A 16,625-nucleotide genomic window follows, 5' to 3' on the forward strand; every position below is an offset into this window, starting at 1 on the left:
ATGCGTGTTCTGGTCGCGATGAGCGGCGGGGTGGACTCATCGGTCGCCGCCGCGCGGATGGTCGACGCCGGCCATGACGTCGTCGGCGTGCACCTGGCGTTGTCGTCGGCCCCCGGCACGCTGCGGACGGGCTCGCGCGGATGCTGCTCCAAGGAGGACGCCGGTGATGCCCGCCGGGTCGCCGACATCCTCGAGATTCCCTTCTATGTCTGGGATTTCGCCGACCGCTTCAAGGCCGACGTGATCGACGACTTCGTGTCGTCCTACGCCCGCGGTGAGACACCCAACCCGTGTGTCCGGTGCAATGAGCGGATCAAGTTCTCCGCGCTCGCGGCGCGCGCCCTTGCGCTGGGCTTCGACGCCATCGCGACCGGCCACTACGCCCGCCTGTCGGATGGTCGGCTGCGGCGCGCCGTCGACCACGACAAGGATCAGTCCTATGTGCTCGGAGTGTTGACCGCCGAGCAGCTGGAGCACTCGCTGTTCCCGATCGGCGACACCCCTAAGGATCAGATCCGCAGCGAGGCCGCCGAGCGTGGACTCGCGGTCGCCGACAAGCCCGACTCATACGACATCTGCTTCATCCCGTCCGGTGACACCCAGGCATTCCTCGGCGCCCGAATCGGCGTCCGCCGCGGCAACGTCGTCGATTCGGGCGGGACGGTGCTTGCCGAGCACGACGGCGTGCACGGCTTCACCATTGGCCAGCGCAAGGGACTGGGCATCGAGGGCCCCGGACCAGACGGTCAGCCGCGGTACGTGACCTCGATCGACGCCGACACCGCGACGGTGCACGTCGGTGCCGTCGCCGACCTCGAGGTGCGGACGCTGACCGGCGAGCGGCCAGTGCTCGCCGCGGGCACCGTCCTGGACGGACCCGTCGAGTGCGAGGTCCAGGTTCGGGCGCACGGTGGTCTCATGCGTGCGGTCGCGCAGGTGCGCGACGGGCACCTGGTCGCCGAGCTGGCCAGCCCGCTTCGTGGCGTGGCACCCGGCCAGACGATGGTGCTCTATGACCCCGACCCCGACGGTGACGTGGTCCTGGCCAGCGCGACCATCAGCGCTGCGACACCCTGAGCGGTGTGAGTCAGGACGTCGTCGGCGCCGCTTGAGTGATCTCCGCGATCACGTCGGAATACCATCGGAACAACCGGATCGGTTGTGAGGGATCGGATTTCAACAGCTCGGTCCAACAGGCCGCGACCGCCGAACGCGCTGCGGTGCCGACCCAGGGCTGTGGAAGAAGCTCCGGCGGAAGCAACGGATCGGGTTCGACGGCCTGGGTGAACTCGGCAGCGAGGTCGATCGCGATGGTCAGACGCTCGATCGGTGAGGCTTTCCCCAGCGCCGCCAGTGATCGTTCGGCGACCGCAAGTAGTCGTCGATGCCTCTCGGCGATCCGGTCTAGCGGCCACAGGTGGTCGGCAAGTGCGCGGGGCGCCTCGATACCACCCACCGACAAGTTGGTCGTGGTCAGCGTGGTTACGTGTTCGATGATCGCCAATTCTGTTGCTGCCGAGGATATCCTGTCCTCCCACCGGTTCGGTGAGACATACAGGCCGCCCTGAATCGGTGCGCCGCCGAGACCCACGATGGCATCGCGCATCGCGTCGCGCGCCGCGCGAGTCGACTCGGGGACCCCGAACGCCACGAGGTGCCACACGCCGTCCCAGGTCGCGTCACCCCGATCCTGGGCGAACATGTACCGCACGTACTCGCGATCGGGCGTGATGGTGTTGCGCACCCGATCCGTCGCTCGCAGCACCGCCTTGCGTCCGCGACCCTCCTGAGTGAACTGCCCGTCGGCGATCAGACGTTTGATGCACAGCCGCACTTGCTGATCGGTCATGTCGAGCGCGTTCGCGACGTCGTACAGCGCGCCGCTGTCGATCGTGGCGTCTTCGCGGATCATGCTCTCGACGAGTGTGCGGGTGGGGATGTCCAACGGTTGACTCCTTGTCCGCCAGCCGCGGCGAGTGCGATACGACGATTCTAGGCAACGGGCTCGGATTCGACGATGAGCAGCGGGGTGTCGGCAGACAGTCCGAGGTGACGGTCCAGGTCTGTGAAAAACCGTCTCGGGTCGATGACGGCATCCGGTGGATGCACACCTGGGCGCCGGGCCGTACCGTCGATGATCTGTGACATGCCGACGGCGAGTGGAATTCCCGTCGCGCGGGCCATATCGCCGAATAACCCGCCGGCGGGGCCCGCCAGGTTCAGGTGAGCCAATACCGTGTGATCACGCCCCTTTCTCGGCCCGGACACCGCGGCGAAGAACGGTGGCAGCGTTCCCGGGCCCTTGCATCGCAGTGCGGTCGGCAGGGATCGGATGTAGCGCAGTGGGTTTGGCCTCGCGAACTGCGCGGCAGCGGTCTCGTTGGTAAGCCGGCCGCGGTCGATATCGCGGCGCAGAACGTCGAGGTAGGCAAGTGTCTGCGGGGCGATCACCATCAGGTTGACGGCCTCGCCGGTCAGGCCGAGGGTGCGGTGCAGCGTGATCGGCTCGGGATGGCCGATCGAGTACGCGGTGCCCGTGCGGCCGCCGGGGAGTGTCAATGCGACCGGGCGCAGTGGGCGTTGCATCGCGAGTCGACCCCCACTCACGGTCGAGATCGTCCCGCTGCTCTGCTGCATCCAGTGCACGGCGGCGGCGGAGGGTTGTCCGTCGGGTCCCAGCAACGCCTCGGCACCGTAATCCGAATTGCCCTCGCCTGCAACGTTATTGCCCTCGGCTGAAACATCGACGGGCCACGCGGTGTACGCGTCGTGCACCGAGTCGAGTCCGGCGGCTGCGGTCGCGGCGAGCAGATTGCTCACGCCGGGGCTCGCGCCCATGCCGATGACCGCGCACACACCCGCGCTGCGGGCGGTGTCGTCGAGTTCGAGCATCTGCACCGTTGGTTCCCAGTCGTCGCAGATGTCGATGTAGTGCGTTCCGGTTGTGATCGCCGCTCGCAACACCGTGAGTCCGAAACGGTAGTACGGGCCAACGGTGTTGACGACGAGGTCCGCCGGTCCGAGCGCGTCGTGCAGCTCGGCGTCGTCGGTGACGTCCACCGTGATGGCGCGGACCGGCACCGGTGCGTCGGCGAGCTGGCGGGACAGCCGTTCGGCCGCGTTGCGGTCGCGGTCCGCGATGACGATCTCGTCGACGCCGGGCAGATGTGTCGCGACCCGGACGGCGACGGCGCCCATCGCGCCGGGCCCACCCAGGGCAAGAATCCTCATGGTGTGCTCCTCGCTGGTTGTTGTTCGACGTAGCGGCACAGGTTGTCGAGATAGCCGGGCGCGTAGATCTGTCGCGGCGCGAACACGGCAACCAGGAACGACGCCACACTGTCGCGGTCGTTGTCCAGGTTCTCCCTGGCGATGCTGTGCGATGCGTGTGGATACGTCTGGACCGTCAGCAGATCGGGGCGCACCAGCTTGCGGTAGACGCGCTCGGTCTCGGCCACGTCGACGTTGAGGTCGCCCTCGCCGAGTTCCAGCAGCACCGGAATCCTGATCTGGGGAAGGCTGGAGCTGACGTCGGACAGGTAGTTGCGGGCGACGAATCCCCACCGGTCGGCGGACATCGGTGATGAGTCGATGCCGGCCGCGAGGTATCGGTCGTATCCGACGTTGTCGCGCAGCAGCTGGTTTGTCCGGTCGCGGTGCGCGAGTGCCGTGGCGAGTTCGGACTGCGGGGCGTTGCGGGCCCGCAGCTCGGCGCGCAGGTTGTATTCACCCTGGCGCAGCCAGTTGACGGCCACCCCGACCAGGATCACGAACTGCATATCGGGCCTGCGCGCGGCCACCTCGGGCAGCACCCAGCCGCCCTGGCTGATGCCCCACCCGCCGATGCGGTGAGGGTCGATATCCGAGCGTCCGCGCGCCCAGTCGATGGCGGCGGTCACCTCCGCCGCACGGTCTTGCATGCTCTGGTTCAGCCAGTTGCCGGGCGCGCCCTCGATACCCGGCTTGTTCCAGGACAGCGACGCGTAGCCCGCCCGCGCGAACGTCTCCCAGATCGGCCGATAGAACGAATCGCGGGTGGCGTCGGCGGGCCCGTCGCCGTGGACGAACACCACCAGTCCGAATGGTCCGTTGCCCGATTTCGGCAGCGCCAGCACTCCGTCGAGAGGCTGTTGCGGGCCGGGAATCGTGACGCGTTGTTCGCGGATCGCGAAGTCATTCTGATAGGTCACCCAGGCCCCGGCCGTCAGCACCAGCGCGGCGACGCAGCCAAGGGCGATACAGGCGCGGCGCCGCCAGCGCGACAGGGGTTTGCGCTCGGCAGTTCTATTGAACACAAAACGATCGTATGTGAATTGATAGATATTGGCCATCCGGGCATGGATGGTCCGGGTGTGAGGCGACGCAAGCATTCTTTGAGAGGGTTCATTGACAATTGCGAGCTGAACCCCGATTGTTGACGCGGTCGCTACCGCATCCGCACACCACCGCCGGCGTCAACGAATTGGGAATGGTGACACCTTCAATGACCAACCGCACGACTGACCAACTGAACGAACTCGGCTACTACGCCGTGACCCGGCATCCGGCCGATGCGAAGGTCGTCTTCACCGAGGCGCGCGACGCCGAGGCACTCGGCCTGGGCTCGTGCCATGTCGGCGAGCGTTTCACGGTGAAGGACGCGGGAGTGCTGTCTGGGGCGCTGGCGGGCTGCACCACGGATTTGGGTATCGCCCCGTCCACCAACCACCACACCCGGCATCCCACGGTCACCGCGACGATCGGATCGACCATGCACGCGCTGACCGACGGTCGCTTCGCGATGGCGTTCGGCCGCGGTATGGGCGCGTATTGGAAGGCCATCGGTCTGCCCGTGGTGACCGAGGCTCGGTTGCGCGATTTCATCGGCATTCTGCGCCGCCTATGGGATGGCGAGATAATCCTCGATCACGATGGGCCAGCCGGGAAATGGCCGATGCTGCGGCATGTGAACGGGCTGGAGGACGCCCCGCCCATCGGCATGGTCGCCGTGGGGCCGAAGACGATGGAGTTCGCGGGTGAGATCTGCGATTTCGTTGTGCTGCATACCTTCTTCTCCGACGAGGCGACCGCGAATTCAGTCGCAGCCGTGCGCCGCGGCGCCGAGCGGGCAGGCAAGGACCCCGACAGCGTCCGGATCTGGGCGTGCCTGGCAACGGTCAGCGACACCCTGCCCGAGGAGGACCGGCTGCGCCGCCGGGCCGGACGACTCGCGACCTATCTGCAGGCCTACGCGGATGTGCTGATCAACGCCAATGGCTGGGATCCGGTGGTATGGGAGCGGATGCGGGCGACTGAGTTGTTCGCCAACGCGGCGGCCGCCGGTCCGATCGATGCAAGCGCCTCGGTCGAGACCCTCGAACAACTCGACGCGATGATCCCCGCCGAATGGCTGGCCGCCGCGGCCTCGGGATCGCCCGAGGACTGCGCGTCAACCGTGGCGCGTCAGTTCGAGCTGGGCGTGGACTCCGTCATCATGCACGGAGCCACCCCGCGCGAACTCGCCCCGGTGGTGACCGCCTATCGCGCCGATCGGCCGACGCTGCGCCGGGCCGTCGCGGTGAATCCCGGGCGATTCGCCTGAACATGACCGAGTCGCCGCACGCCGCCCGCGCCCTCGCGCAGTGGCTGGTGGCGGTCCCGCCCCCGGTCACGGAGTCGGCAGCGGGCACAAAACTGAACAAACGTGGTCGCGAAACCCGAGCGCGTCTTCTCGACATCGCCATCGGATGCCTGGCCGACAGCAGCAGCGAACCCGTCTCCGCGAACCGCATCGCCAAGGAGGCGGGAGTCACCTGGGGCACAGTGCAACACCAGTTCGGCGACATGGACGGCCTGTGGGTTGCCGTCGTCACCGAGATCCACGCCCGCAGTTGGGCCGAGAACCCGGGTCCATGGCCCGCCCTGACCGGATCGCTGCGCGAACGGGTCGAGGCCGCCGTCGACTCCGTGTGGATCTACCTCGAGACAACGGAGGGGCGGGCGCTCACCGCACTGCGCACTCTGCTGCCACCGCAGCGCTCGGACGTCGTCGCCGAATATCCCCGCACGGCAGCGGCTCTCACGGCTCGCGAACATGACTGGATTGAGGGCTTCGACTACCTGATGGACGGTCTGGACCTCGCCGCAGACAAGCTGTATCAGGTTCGGTGTCTGCTCCCGGCTGCGGTGCGAGGCCTCAGCAATGAGCGGGAGATCGGCTTCACGACAGAACTCGACGTCGCCCGCCGCACACTCGCCGAAGTGCTCGTGGCATACCTGAGCTGAGCCCGTACCTAGCCGGGCACCTTGGCCAGGATGTTGGTCACCACGATGTCGGACACGTTGTCCCCGAAGGCGCAGAACGTGACCTCAACGAGCACGACTGACTTGAGCCGGTAGTCACGTCCGCAGCCGTCGGTGCGAGTCGAGATGGCGTCTGAACTGGCCGTCCAATCACCCACGTAGATCGCGCCGGCGTCCGTGGACCCGCAGGCGTCGATGTAACCGACCAGACCGTCGAAGGCCCGGCGCGCGGTCTCGGGATCGCGGTATGCCGCCGCACCCTGGGAGATCAGTGCGGCGCCCGGCGGGTACTGATAGGTCGTCTTGTGAAACTCCTCGACGTCGAGTCCGAAGGTCTGCGACTCGGTGAAGTACCACCGGCACTGCGGGGGAGCGGCCTTGGCGAGTTGGTCGATGTCGACGGGCAACTTGCCGTCCATGCTCGGAATGATCGTCAGGTCGTCGCCCGCACCGGTGATGGCGCGCATCTGAGACTGCTCGAGTAGGACGGTGTCGACGTCGATCGGGGACCGAGAGTCGTCGTCGATACCCGGCACCGACCGCACCGCCGTACCCGCTGTCGTCTGTGCGCACGCCGTCATGCACACCGCCGCGGCCAGCCCGAGCAGCACGTGTCTGACGGTTCCGGGCATGGTTGAGATTAACGCTTTTACCGGGTGTATCGAATAGTGTTGGCCGCGTGAGTATTTTCGCTGCGGCGACCGGCATCGGCTCTTGGCCGGGTACCTCCCCACGCGAGGCGTCCGAGGTGGTGGTCGGTCAGCTGACCACCCTGCCCCATCTGGTCGAGTTACCGGCCCGCGGGGTGGGCGCGGACATGATCGGCCGCGCGGCCGCACTGCTCGTCGACATCGGTGTGGACACGGTTCCTCGCGGCTACCGGATCGCATCGCGGCGCAGTGCCGCAGCGCGCCGGGCCGTCAGCCTGCTCGACGAGGACACCGACGCGCTGGAGGAGGCGTGGGAGAGGGCCGGGCTGCGGGGCAGCGGCAGAACGGTGAAGGTGCAGGCTTGCGGGCCGATCACGTTGGCGGCCGAACTCGAGCGGACGGGTGGCCACCGGGCCATCACCGACTCTGGTGCAGTTCGGGATCTGGCCGCCTCGCTCACCGAGGGGCTGGCGGTGTACCGCGCACAGCTGGCCCGACGACTTGACGCGCAGGTGGTGGTTCAGTTCGACGAGCCGCTGCTGCCTGTCGCGTTGGCCGGCCGCTTGACTGGCGTCACCGGAATATCGGCGGTGCACCCCGTCGATGAGGCCGTCGCGACGAGCCTTCTTGACGATTGCATCGAGGGTGTTGGCGGCGAGGTGGCGCTGCACTGCTGTGCCGCGGACCTGCCGTGGAGATTGTTGCAGCGCAGCAAATTCCATGCGGTCAGCCTGGACGCGTCGCGTCTGGTCGCCGCCGATCTGGACGGGATCGGGGAGTTCATCGAGTCCGGCCGGGTGGTGATGCTCGGCGTGGTGCCCGCGACCGAGCCCGCGAAGCGGCCCGTCCCCGAACAGATCGCAACCAGTGCCGCGTCGATCACCGATCGCCTGGGTTTCGCCCGCACGGTCCTGCGCGAGCGTGTCGGCATCACCCCGGCCTGTGGGTTGGCGGGCGCGACGATTGAGTGGGCCCGCACCGCGATCGATCTGGCTCAGAAGGTGGCCGACGGAATCGCCCTTGACCCGGATTCGGTGTAGTGGGCGGCATTTGCCCAGCAAAAATCGACGCCGCCGATAATATTTCGAGATTCGGGGTTCCCGAGACGTTTCACGCATGCGAACATGGGTTTAACCCGCGAAGGCATGTGCAGATGCTGGGTGAGGGAGGACAGTGACCGGCTCGACACTCAGCTCGGCCGTATTGGCTGGGGCGCTGGCTGCCTTGGTGGCAATCGGGGGCCCTGGCGTGGTGGTCGCCGCCGCTGACCCCGGCTCACACTCCTCGCAATCTCGCGACGGATCTCAGCGCAACAATTCCGGTGACCGCCGTGGTGATCGCGGCGAGTCTCGGCGGGACCGCGATAACGACGGCCAGCGCGGTGGCCAGCGCGACGGCCGCACCGGCAATCGCGGGGACTCCCGAGGGTCGAGCACGGGCCGGGGCTGGCGGGATGCCGACTCGCGGGACACCGACTCCAAGGGCAGCGGCTCAAAGAGCACTGGCTCGAAGAACACCGTCTCCAAGAGCGCCAAGGACGAGCCCGTCTTCCTCGTGCCCGAGGGCCGCCCCGAAACCAGCGAGCAGGGCAGCCCATCGGTCGAGCTGGTTGAACCGGCGATAGCGGTGCCCGAAATCCGGCCCGCCGCAGAGAGCGGAGGAGGTGGTGGCGTCGACGTGGCTGCCGCCGCGCCGTCCGCGGAACCGCCGCGCGTGGTCTTCGGCAACGGGCGCACACTGGGGACGCTCGCCGAACCAGCAGAGACGCCGTCGCTGGGCACTGCCCCGGTCATGGGGCCCACGAATGAGGTGCCGGCTCCCGCTGTGGTGAGCGCGCCACCCCCGCCAGCACCACCGCACGAGTCGGCGTCGACGATCGTTGAGCGCATGATGGCTCCGCCGCTGACACCGGTGGGGCCGACCTCGAGCCTCAGCTTGCTGTGGGGTCTGGCCGGGTTACTCCTAGCGCCGCTGGGCGGGATCGTGCTGGGTTATCGCCAGGCCCGCGCGAATAAGGCTGCGGCGGAACTGAAGTCCTCGCTGTCTCGCTAATTCGAGCGCCGAACGTGAAGTCGATGGCGAGAAGTTCGCGAGACCTCGCCATCTAGTTCACGTTCGCGGGTTACTTCAGGTCCTTGCGCAGGATCTTGCCCGACGCGGACTTGGGGATCGCGTCGATGAACGCCACTTGGCGGACCTTCTTGTACGCAGCCACTTGACCGGCCACGAAGTCCATCACCGCGGTCTCGGTGAGTTCGGCCGCATCGTCGGACTGTTTGACCACGAACGCCTTCGGCACCTCCTCGCCCGAGTCGGGGTCGCGCACTCCGATCACGGCGGCGTCGGCGATCTGCGGATGGCTGAGCAGCACGGCCTCGAGTTCGGCGGGCGGCACCTGGTAGCCCTTGTACTTGATGAGTTCCTTGAGCCGGTCGACGATGTATACGCAACCCGTCGAGTCGACGCGCGCGATGTCGCCGGTGTGTAGGAACCCGTCGCCATCGATGGTCTCGTCGGTGGCCGTGGCGTTGTTGAGGTAACCGGCCATCACGTTGGGGCCCTTGAACCACAGTTCACCCGCATCGCTGAGACCTGATGCGGGAGGGTCGATCTCGGCGCCAGTCTCGGAATCGACGATCCTGCTGACGGCATTCGGCACGGTCCACCCGCATGAGCTGAGCGGGGCAGTGGTGCCCAGCAGTTCGCGTCCGCCGTCGAAGGGCGCCACGTGGCTGACGGGGCTCAGCTCACTCATGCCATATCCCTGCACCAGCGCGCAGCCGATCCGGTCGGCCACCGCCCGTCCGAGGTCCTCGTCGAGCGGCGCCGCACCCGACATGATGCCGCGCAGGCTGGACAGGTCGTAGCGCTCGACCAGGGGGTGCTTGGCCAGCGCGACGGCCACGGGTGGCGCGATGTACGCGTGCGTGCACTTGTGCTCGGCGATGTTGCCGAGGAACTCGGCGAGGTCGAAGCTGGGCATGATGGTCAGCGTCGCGCGCGCGTGCAGTGCGGCGTTGAGCAGGACGGTCATGCCGTAGATGTGGAAGAACGGCAGGACGGCCAGGATCCGGTCATCGGTGGTCATGCCCTGCAGCGGCCGGATCTGTGCCACGTTCGCGACGAGGTTCCGGTGAGTCAGCATGACGCCCTTGGGATTTCCCGTAGTTCCCGAGCTGTAGGGCAGGGCCGCCAGATGCGTCGCGGGGTCGAATGTCACGTCCGGTGGGGGCAGCGCGGGGCCCAGCAGATCCGCGGCATTGGGGTGCCCGTCGGCGTCGAGGCCGGGCCCATCCAGCACGATGAGTCGCTCATTGTCCAGCCCGATCTCGGCGGCGGCCTGGGCCGCCTGGGGCAGCAGCGGTGTCACCGTGACGAGCAGGGTGGCCCGTGAGTCGGTCAGCTGTTTGACGATGTCCTTGGCGGTGAACAGCGCATTGATGGTGGTGGCCGTCGCTCCCGCCCGCAGGATGCCGTGGAAGGCGACGGCGAACGCCGAACTGTTCGGGGCCAATAGCCCCACGACGTCGCCGACCCCGATGCCGCGCGATGCGAGCGCACCGGCGAAGGCGTCGATGCGGGCGATCATGTCGCGATAGGTGGTCTGCGCGCCGGACTTCGTGTCGACGAGGGCGACCCGGTCGGCGTCGTCGTCGGAGAGGTCGGCGAACAGATAGTCGTACAAGCTCGTCGGCGGAATCTGGACCTGGGGGAATGGGCTCTCGAAACTCATGGCACCTCTGATCGAACCATGCCGGGGTCGCGCGGGGCCGCCATATGTCGAGCTACTTGAGTTCGTCGAGCTGTCTGAGCAGTTTCGCCGGCGCGACGTTCCGGTAGGACGCGTCGACGAGTTCGGCAACCTCATCCCAGTCCACGGTGGCGGCGGTGAAGTCCAGGCCCAACCACCCCGACGGGCCCATATAGGCGGGGTAGAAGAAGCGGGTGTCGTTCTCGAGTGCCTTGCGTTCGGATTCGTCGACCTTGACCAGCAGCGAATGGGGGTAGGCGACCATTTCGCCGGCCGCGACGGTGACTCCCGGCGGACGGGTCACCTTCGAGTTGCCGCCGTAGCTCGCGAACATCTTGGCTGCGAAGAACCCCGGTCGCCCGTGCGTGACCTTCTCGTGGGCCTCGGGCAGGGCCAGCGCGATCTCACGCAGCTGCGCCAGGCCCAAGTCGTCGTCGCGGAACATGATCGGGTGCGGCATGGGACGACCCTAGCGATGCCCGCAATAAGTTAGGCTAGCCTTACCTATTGAAACGGCGACGAGGAGGGGCTATGCCCACCACATGGCTGGACACCGTTCTCCGGCAGACGCGCCGCGCCGGTGACTTCCCGTATCCGCACTGGGCGGCGGTGTTCCTGAACAACCCGATCAGGCGTCGCCTCGGCAGGCCCGGCGCCGTGATCGAGAGGCTCGGTCTCACCGGCGACGAGAAGGTGCTCGAACTCGGTCCGGGTCCGGGTTACTTCAGTGTCGAACTCGCTCGTCGACTGGCGACCGGGAGTCTCGATCTGTTCGACCTGCAGCCCGAGATGCTCCAGAAGGCGCGTCGGACACTCGATGCCGCAGGCTTCCATGGCGTGGGCTTTCACGCCGGCGACGCCGGCGCCGAAATGCCCTTTGCGGACGCTCAGTTCGACGTCGCGTTCCTCGCGGCCGTGCTCGGTGAGGTGCCGGACAAACAGGCATGTATCCGCGCCCTGCAACGCGTGCTGCGCCCCGGTGGCCTGCTGATCTTCGTGGAGGCGTTCCCCGACCCCGACCGCCTGAGTGTGGCGATGCTGCGTGATCTCGTCGAGTCCGAGGGATTCGCCTATGAGAGCCATGCCGGCACGTCGTGGCGCGATGTCGTGCGGTTCCGCCGGTTGCCGGTCGACGGGATCCCGGGGTGACGACGACGTGGGCGGATCGGCTGAGGCCACCACGGACGGTCGAACTCATTCCGTACCGGTCGGCGTTCATGCTGGACAACCCTGTGCGCCGGCTCGTCACCGACCCCCGCCGGAGGGTGCAACACCTGGCGCTCACCGGACGTGAGAGGGTGCTCGAGGTCGGCCCGGGACCGGGCTTCTACAGCGTCGCGATTGCACAGCGGCTCACCACCGGGCACCTGCATCTGTTCGATCGTGCACCACAGATGCTCGACCGTGCGCGGCGCAAGCTCGCCAGGAACGGCTTCATCGACGTCGGTTTTCACAGCGGTGACGCGGGTGAGGGAATTCCCCTGCCGGATAACGCGTTCGACGTGGCGTTCCTCGCCATGGTGCTCAGTGAGGTGCCCGACAAGCGGACATGCCTGGAGTCGCTGGCGAGGATCGTCCGCCCGGGCGGTCTGCTGGTGCTCCTCGAGGGCTTCCCCGACCCGGACCGGCTGGAGGTCAACGAGCTGCGCGAACTCGCCGAGGAAGCCGGCTTCTGGTATTGCGACACCGTCGCCGACAACTGGCACGACGTCGTGCGGTTCCGGCGTCCGCCGCCACCTGTGTAGGTGCACCGGGGTGTCGGCGCACTCGGATAATCTGCCAGCGTGAACTCTGCCGACTCCGACGTGCCCACCGACCCCGTTCCACCGGACGTTCGGCGTGAGTGGCAGGAACTGGCCGAGGAAGTCCGCGGCCACCAGTTCCGCTACTACGTCAAGGACGCGCCGATCGTCTCCGACGGCGAGTTCGACGAGCTGCTCGGCCAGCTGACCGCGCTCGAGGAGGCGCACCCCGAGCTGCGCGTGCCCGATTCGCCGACGCAGCTGGTCGGTGGCGCCGGGTTCGCCACGGACTTCGGCTCCGCCGATCACCTCGAGCGGATGCTCAGCCTGGACAACGCGTTCGACGCCGACGAGCTGGTGGCGTGGGCGGACAGGTTGACCGGTGAGGTCGGTGATGACCCGGAGTTCCTGTGCGAGTTGAAGATCGACGGCGTCGCGCTGGCTCTGGTCTACCGCGACGGCAAGCTCGATCGGGCGGCGACGCGTGGCGACGGGCGCACCGGCGAGGACGTCACGCTCAACGCCCGCACCATCGAGGACATCCCCGAAAGGCTCACTGCGAGTGACGAGTACCCCCTGCCGCGGGTGCTCGAGGTGCGTGGCGAGGTGTTCTTCCGGCTGACCGACTTCGAGGATCTCAACGCCGGACTGGTCGCCGAGGGCAAGCCTCCGTTCGCCAACCCGCGCAACAGTGCGGCGGGTTCACTGCGCCAGAAGAACCCGGCGGTCACCGCGCGCCGACGGCTCCGGATGATCTGCCACGGCCTGGGTCACGCCGAGGGTTTCACCCCGCCGACGCTGCACGACGCCTACCTGGCGCTGAAGGCGTGGGGTCTGCCGGTGTCCGATCACACGACGCGTGTCACGGGTATCGCAGCGGTCGCCGAGCGCGTCACCTACTGGGGTGAGCACCGCCACGACGTCGAGCACGAGATCGACGGTCTGGTGGTGAAGGTCGACTCCGTCGCGCTGCAACGTCGACTCGGTGCCACCTCACGCGCGCCGCGCTGGGCGATCGCCTACAAGTACCCGCCCGAGGAGGCCACCACCAAGCTCCTCGACATCAAGGTCGGCGTCGGCCGCACCGGCCGTGTCACGCCGTACGCGTTCATGGAACCCGTGAAGATCGCCGGTTCAACGGTCAGCCAGGCAACGCTGCACAACGCGTCAGAGGTCAAACGCAAGGGCGTGCTGATCGGCGACACCGTGGTGATCCGCAAGGCGGGCGACGTGATCCCGGAGGTGCTGGGCCCCGTCGTCGACGTGCGGGACGGCACCGAGCGCGAGTTCGTCATGCCCACGCAGTGCCCCGAGTGCGGTACCACGCTGGCACCGGCCAAGGAGGGTGACGCCGACATCCGCTGCCCGAACTCGCGTACCTGCCCGGCGCAGTTGCGCGAGCGCGTGTTTCACGTCGCGGGCCGCGGCGCGTTCGACATCGAGGGACTGGGCTACGAGGCAGGCATCGCGCTCCTGCAGGCAGGTGTCATCACCGACGAGGGTGACCTGTTCACCCTCACCGAGGACGACCTGTTGCGTACGGAGCTCTTCACGACGAAGGGCGGCACGCTGTCGGCTAACGGCAAGCGGCTGTTGGCCAACCTGGGCAAGGCCAAGTCGCAGGCACTCTGGCGGGTGCTCGTCGCGCTGTCGATTCGCCACGTCGGGCCCACCGCTGCACGGGCGCTCGCAAGTGAGTTCGGCAGCCTCGAGGCCGTCGAGGCTGCCTCCGAGGAGCAGTTGGCGGCCACCGAGGGTGTCGGGCCGACGATCGCCGCCGCCGTCATCGAGTGGTTCACCGTCGACTGGCACCGCGCCATCGTCGACAAGTGGCGTGCTGCGGGCGTGCGAATGGCCGACGAGCGTGACGTGTCGATCGAACGGACGCTTGAGGGCATGTCGATCGTGGTGACCGGGTCGCTGACGGGGTTCTCCCGTGACCAGGCCAAGGAAGCGATCCTGGTTCGGGGCGGCAAGGCCGCGAGTTCGGTGTCGAAGAAGACGGCCTATGTGGTGGCGGGTGATGCGCCGGGATCGAAGTACGACAAGGCCGTTGAACTCGGGGTGACCGTGCTCGACGAGGACGGCTTCAGGCGGCTTCTCGAGGGTGGCCCGGATGCCGTCTGAGTCTCAGCGATAGCCGAGGCGCATGTCTTCCACGACCCGCGGATGGTCCAGGGTGGACGGCTCGAGTGTCATCGGGGCGATGTCGCTGGAGAACACGGTCGCGGCATCGAGCACGCGTTGATCCAGGAATCTCAGTGGTGGAGTGTCACGCGGCATGGTCGGCGTCGGAGGCTCGGTACCGCGTCGGGCAAGGGCGAAGCCCCAGTCGCCGAATGTCGGTACGTCCACGTGGTACGGGGTCACCGCGAAACCGGCCGACGCGATGGTCGACACTGTGCGCCAGAATGCTGTCGGAGTGGAGTACGGACTGCCGGCCTGCACGACCATCAGCCCGTCGGGTGCGAGGGCCCGGGCGACCAGCGCGTAGAACTCCGTCGAGTAGAGCCGTCCCAACACCGGGTTGTCGGGGTCGGGCATGTCGACAATCACTGCGTCGAAGCCGTTGGCCGGCATCAGATCCGGAGTCGGTTCCCGAAGCCAGGTCATCGCATCGTCGATGATCACGCGTACACGCGGGTCCTCGAGAGCCCCTGCGTTGGCGTCGCTCATGACGGTGCGGGCCAGGTTGATCACCGCCGGATCGAGTTCGACCTGGACGATGACGTCGATTCCCTCCGCGCGGAGCAGTTCCCGTGCGGCGAGGCCGTCCCCGCCGCCGAGGATCAGTGCTGAGCGTGCGCCGGCGCTGATCGCCGGATAGACCAGGCTCTCGGTGTAGCGGTACTCGTCACGGGTCGAGAACTGAAGGCCGCCATCGAGATACAGCCGGGTGTCGTCTCCACGACGTGTTACGACGATCTCCTGATAGGCGGAGTGCTGGTAGGCGATGATCGGGTCGGCGTAGAGCCGTTGTCGGCTGGTGGTCTCGATCCCTGCCGCGCTCGCCAGCAGGGCGGCCAGCGTGGTGAATGCGATCGCCAGAACACACAGTGCCCCAAGGAGTTCGCGGACACTGACCACGGTGCGCAGCACGAACACGGCCACCACCGCCGCGGCGACGAGGTTGATCATGCCCGTCACGGCGGCGCCGCGGATCATGCCGAGTTGCGGTAGGACCAGGAACGGCCAGGCCAGCCCGCCGAGCAGTGCACCCAGGTAGTCGGCGGCGTTGAGATTGGCCAGCACCCGGCCCGCGTCCGTGGCTCCCGTGGTCCGTCCGCGCTGCAGAAGCGTCATCAGCAGCGGAACCTCGGCGCCCACCAGGGCACCGATCACCGCGGTGGCCGCCGCCAGCACCCAAGGCGAGCCGCCGATGAACGCGAATGAGACATACAGCGCCGCCGCGGAGAGGCCGCCGATGATCCCGAGAAGTGTCTCGACCCCGATGAAGGTGATCGCCGCCCGCCCCAGCAGGGGTTTGACCAGCAGCCCGCCCACGCCCAGCGCGGCCACGTAGCCCGCCACGATCAACGATGTCGAGACGATTCCGCCGCCGTGCAGGCTCGCGGAAAGTGTCAGCAGCGCAAGCTCGTAGACGATTCCGCATGCCGCGCACGCGGCCACCGCGGCGAGCAGCAGCGCCCGCCACCGGGTGGAACCCGACGGCACGGGCATCGCGGTCGCGGTGTGCGCGTCAGTCGTCGTCATGACAGCGCGGCGGCGTTGACCCCTCCCACGGCCAGCAGCACCACTGCGGTGGCGATCGCCGAGGGGTGCAGCCGGTCGGAGTCGATGAGATCGCGGAACCGGCCCGGCACCACCGCTTCGAGGACCACGAGCGCCACACCCTGCAGGACCACGCCCACCAATCCGTACACCAGCGCGTCGACGAGGCCCTGGCCGAGTTCGGTGGAGCTGGCGATGATGGCCGACACCACAACCAGGGCCAGTGCGGCGTACATGGCCGATGCCACCGCGACGGCGTTGGGGCGGTGCTCGACGAACACCAGGTGTCGCAGGCTGCCGGGGGTCAGCACGTCGACCATCAGGAATCCGAGGGTCAACACCGCCACCCCGACGATGAAGTACAGCACCGCGGCGATGACGTTCTGCAGCACGGAACCGGCACTGACGGAACCGAACTCCACGAGGGCCAGGTACATGGTGTATCTCCTAGGATTTGGGGTCTGTGGT

At 67.5% G+C, this 16,625-nt stretch carries 16 protein-coding genes; 8 read left to right on the top strand and 8 right to left on the bottom strand.

What is annotated here, in order from left to right; all coding sequences use genetic code 11:
- Positions 1-1,077, top strand: a complete 1,077-nt coding sequence (gene mnmA, locus ACZY0X_RS18250; RefSeq protein WP_463772360.1) for a tRNA 2-thiouridine(34) synthase MnmA — start codon at positions 1-3, stop codon at positions 1,075-1,077.
- Positions 1,078-1,087: 10 nt separating this feature from the next.
- Here mnmA and ACZY0X_RS18255 read toward each other — a convergent pair whose 3' ends face one another.
- The 3 genes from ACZY0X_RS18255 to ACZY0X_RS18265 all read right to left on the bottom strand — a co-directional run bounded on the left by ACZY0X_RS18255 (position 1,088) and on the right by ACZY0X_RS18265 (position 4,265).
- A complete protein-coding gene (locus tag ACZY0X_RS18255) occupies positions 1,088-1,912 on the bottom strand; it encodes a PaaX family transcriptional regulator C-terminal domain-containing protein (protein WP_463772491.1) in 825 nt (274 codons plus the stop codon).
- Between the two features lie 80 nt (positions 1,913-1,992).
- Positions 1,993-3,231: a saccharopine dehydrogenase family protein gene (locus ACZY0X_RS18260; protein WP_463772362.1), complete on the bottom strand. Its 1,239-nt coding sequence runs from the start codon at positions 3,229-3,231 to the stop codon at positions 1,993-1,995.
- Complete coding sequence (locus ACZY0X_RS18265) at positions 3,228-4,265, bottom strand: alpha/beta hydrolase family protein (protein ID WP_463772493.1); 1,038 nt, start codon at positions 4,263-4,265, stop codon at positions 3,228-3,230. The genes ACZY0X_RS18260 and ACZY0X_RS18265 overlap by 4 nt, the downstream gene beginning before the upstream one ends.
- 218 nt (positions 4,266-4,483) lie before the next feature.
- Between ACZY0X_RS18265 and ACZY0X_RS18270 the strand changes: the two genes are divergently transcribed.
- Both ACZY0X_RS18270 and ACZY0X_RS18275 read left to right on the top strand, forming a co-directional pair.
- Positions 4,484-5,581, top strand: a complete 1,098-nt coding sequence (locus ACZY0X_RS18270) for a TIGR03857 family LLM class F420-dependent oxidoreductase (RefSeq protein WP_463772363.1) — start codon at positions 4,484-4,486, stop codon at positions 5,579-5,581.
- Between the two features lie 2 nt (positions 5,582-5,583).
- Positions 5,584-6,264, top strand: a complete 681-nt coding sequence (locus tag ACZY0X_RS18275) for a TetR/AcrR family transcriptional regulator (protein WP_463772364.1) — start codon at positions 5,584-5,586, stop codon at positions 6,262-6,264.
- Between the two features lie 8 nt (positions 6,265-6,272).
- On the opposite strand, the gene ACZY0X_RS18280 is transcribed toward ACZY0X_RS18275, so the two are convergent.
- The gene (locus ACZY0X_RS18280; RefSeq protein WP_463772366.1) at positions 6,273-6,914 is read right to left on the bottom strand and encodes a sensor domain-containing protein; all 642 of its coding nucleotides are present in this window, start codon (positions 6,912-6,914) and stop codon (positions 6,273-6,275) included.
- A 47-nt stretch (positions 6,915-6,961) separates the two neighbouring features.
- Between ACZY0X_RS18280 and ACZY0X_RS18285 the strand changes: the two genes are divergently transcribed.
- The gene (locus tag ACZY0X_RS18285) at positions 6,962-7,972 is read left to right on the top strand and encodes a uroporphyrinogen decarboxylase/cobalamine-independent methonine synthase family protein (protein WP_463772367.1); all 1,011 of its coding nucleotides are present in this window, start codon (positions 6,962-6,964) and stop codon (positions 7,970-7,972) included.
- Positions 7,973-8,105: 133 nt separating this feature from the next.
- Positions 8,106-8,984 carry a hypothetical protein gene (locus ACZY0X_RS18290; protein ID WP_463772369.1) on the top strand — a complete coding sequence of 293 codons (879 nt, stop codon included), beginning with the start codon at positions 8,106-8,108 and terminating at the stop codon, positions 8,982-8,984.
- Positions 8,985-9,054: 70 nt separating this feature from the next.
- On the opposite strand, the gene ACZY0X_RS18295 is transcribed toward ACZY0X_RS18290, so the two are convergent.
- Both ACZY0X_RS18295 and ACZY0X_RS18300 read right to left on the bottom strand, forming a co-directional pair.
- Positions 9,055-10,665 carry a 4-coumarate--CoA ligase family protein gene (locus tag ACZY0X_RS18295; protein ID WP_463772370.1) on the bottom strand — a complete coding sequence of 537 codons (1,611 nt, stop codon included), beginning with the start codon at positions 10,663-10,665 and terminating at the stop codon, positions 9,055-9,057.
- Between the two features lie 52 nt (positions 10,666-10,717).
- Complete coding sequence (locus ACZY0X_RS18300; RefSeq protein ID WP_463772371.1) at positions 10,718-11,143, bottom strand: MmcQ/YjbR family DNA-binding protein; 426 nt, start codon at positions 11,141-11,143, stop codon at positions 10,718-10,720.
- 86 nt (positions 11,144-11,229) lie between these two features.
- Between ACZY0X_RS18300 and ACZY0X_RS18305 the strand changes: the two genes are divergently transcribed.
- The 3 genes from ACZY0X_RS18305 to ligA all read left to right on the top strand — a co-directional run bounded on the left by ACZY0X_RS18305 (position 11,230) and on the right by ligA (position 14,552).
- Positions 11,230-11,832: a class I SAM-dependent methyltransferase gene (locus ACZY0X_RS18305; protein WP_463772494.1), complete on the top strand. Its 603-nt coding sequence runs from the start codon at positions 11,230-11,232 to the stop codon at positions 11,830-11,832.
- A 68-nt stretch (positions 11,833-11,900) separates the two neighbouring features.
- Positions 11,901-12,428, top strand: a complete 528-nt coding sequence (locus ACZY0X_RS18310) for a class I SAM-dependent methyltransferase (protein WP_463772495.1) — start codon at positions 11,901-11,903, stop codon at positions 12,426-12,428.
- 60 nt (positions 12,429-12,488) lie between these two features.
- Entirely contained in the window at positions 12,489-14,552 is a 2,064-nt protein-coding gene (ligA, locus tag ACZY0X_RS18315; RefSeq protein WP_463772497.1) for an NAD-dependent DNA ligase LigA, read from the top strand.
- A gap of 3 nt (positions 14,553-14,555) precedes the next feature.
- Here ligA and ACZY0X_RS18320 read toward each other — a convergent pair whose 3' ends face one another.
- Positions 14,556-16,139, bottom strand: coding sequence for a polyamine aminopropyltransferase (locus ACZY0X_RS18320; protein WP_463772373.1), 1,584 nt, complete (start codon positions 16,137-16,139; stop codon positions 14,556-14,558).
- Positions 16,136-16,594, bottom strand: coding sequence for a DUF350 domain-containing protein (locus tag ACZY0X_RS18325; protein ID WP_463772374.1), 459 nt, complete (start codon positions 16,592-16,594; stop codon positions 16,136-16,138). Before ACZY0X_RS18325 ends, ACZY0X_RS18320 begins: the two co-directional genes overlap by 4 nt.
- Positions 16,595-16,625: the final 31 nt, after the last annotated feature.

This window comes from Mycobacterium sp. IDUB_39 (genome assembly GCF_055419205.1).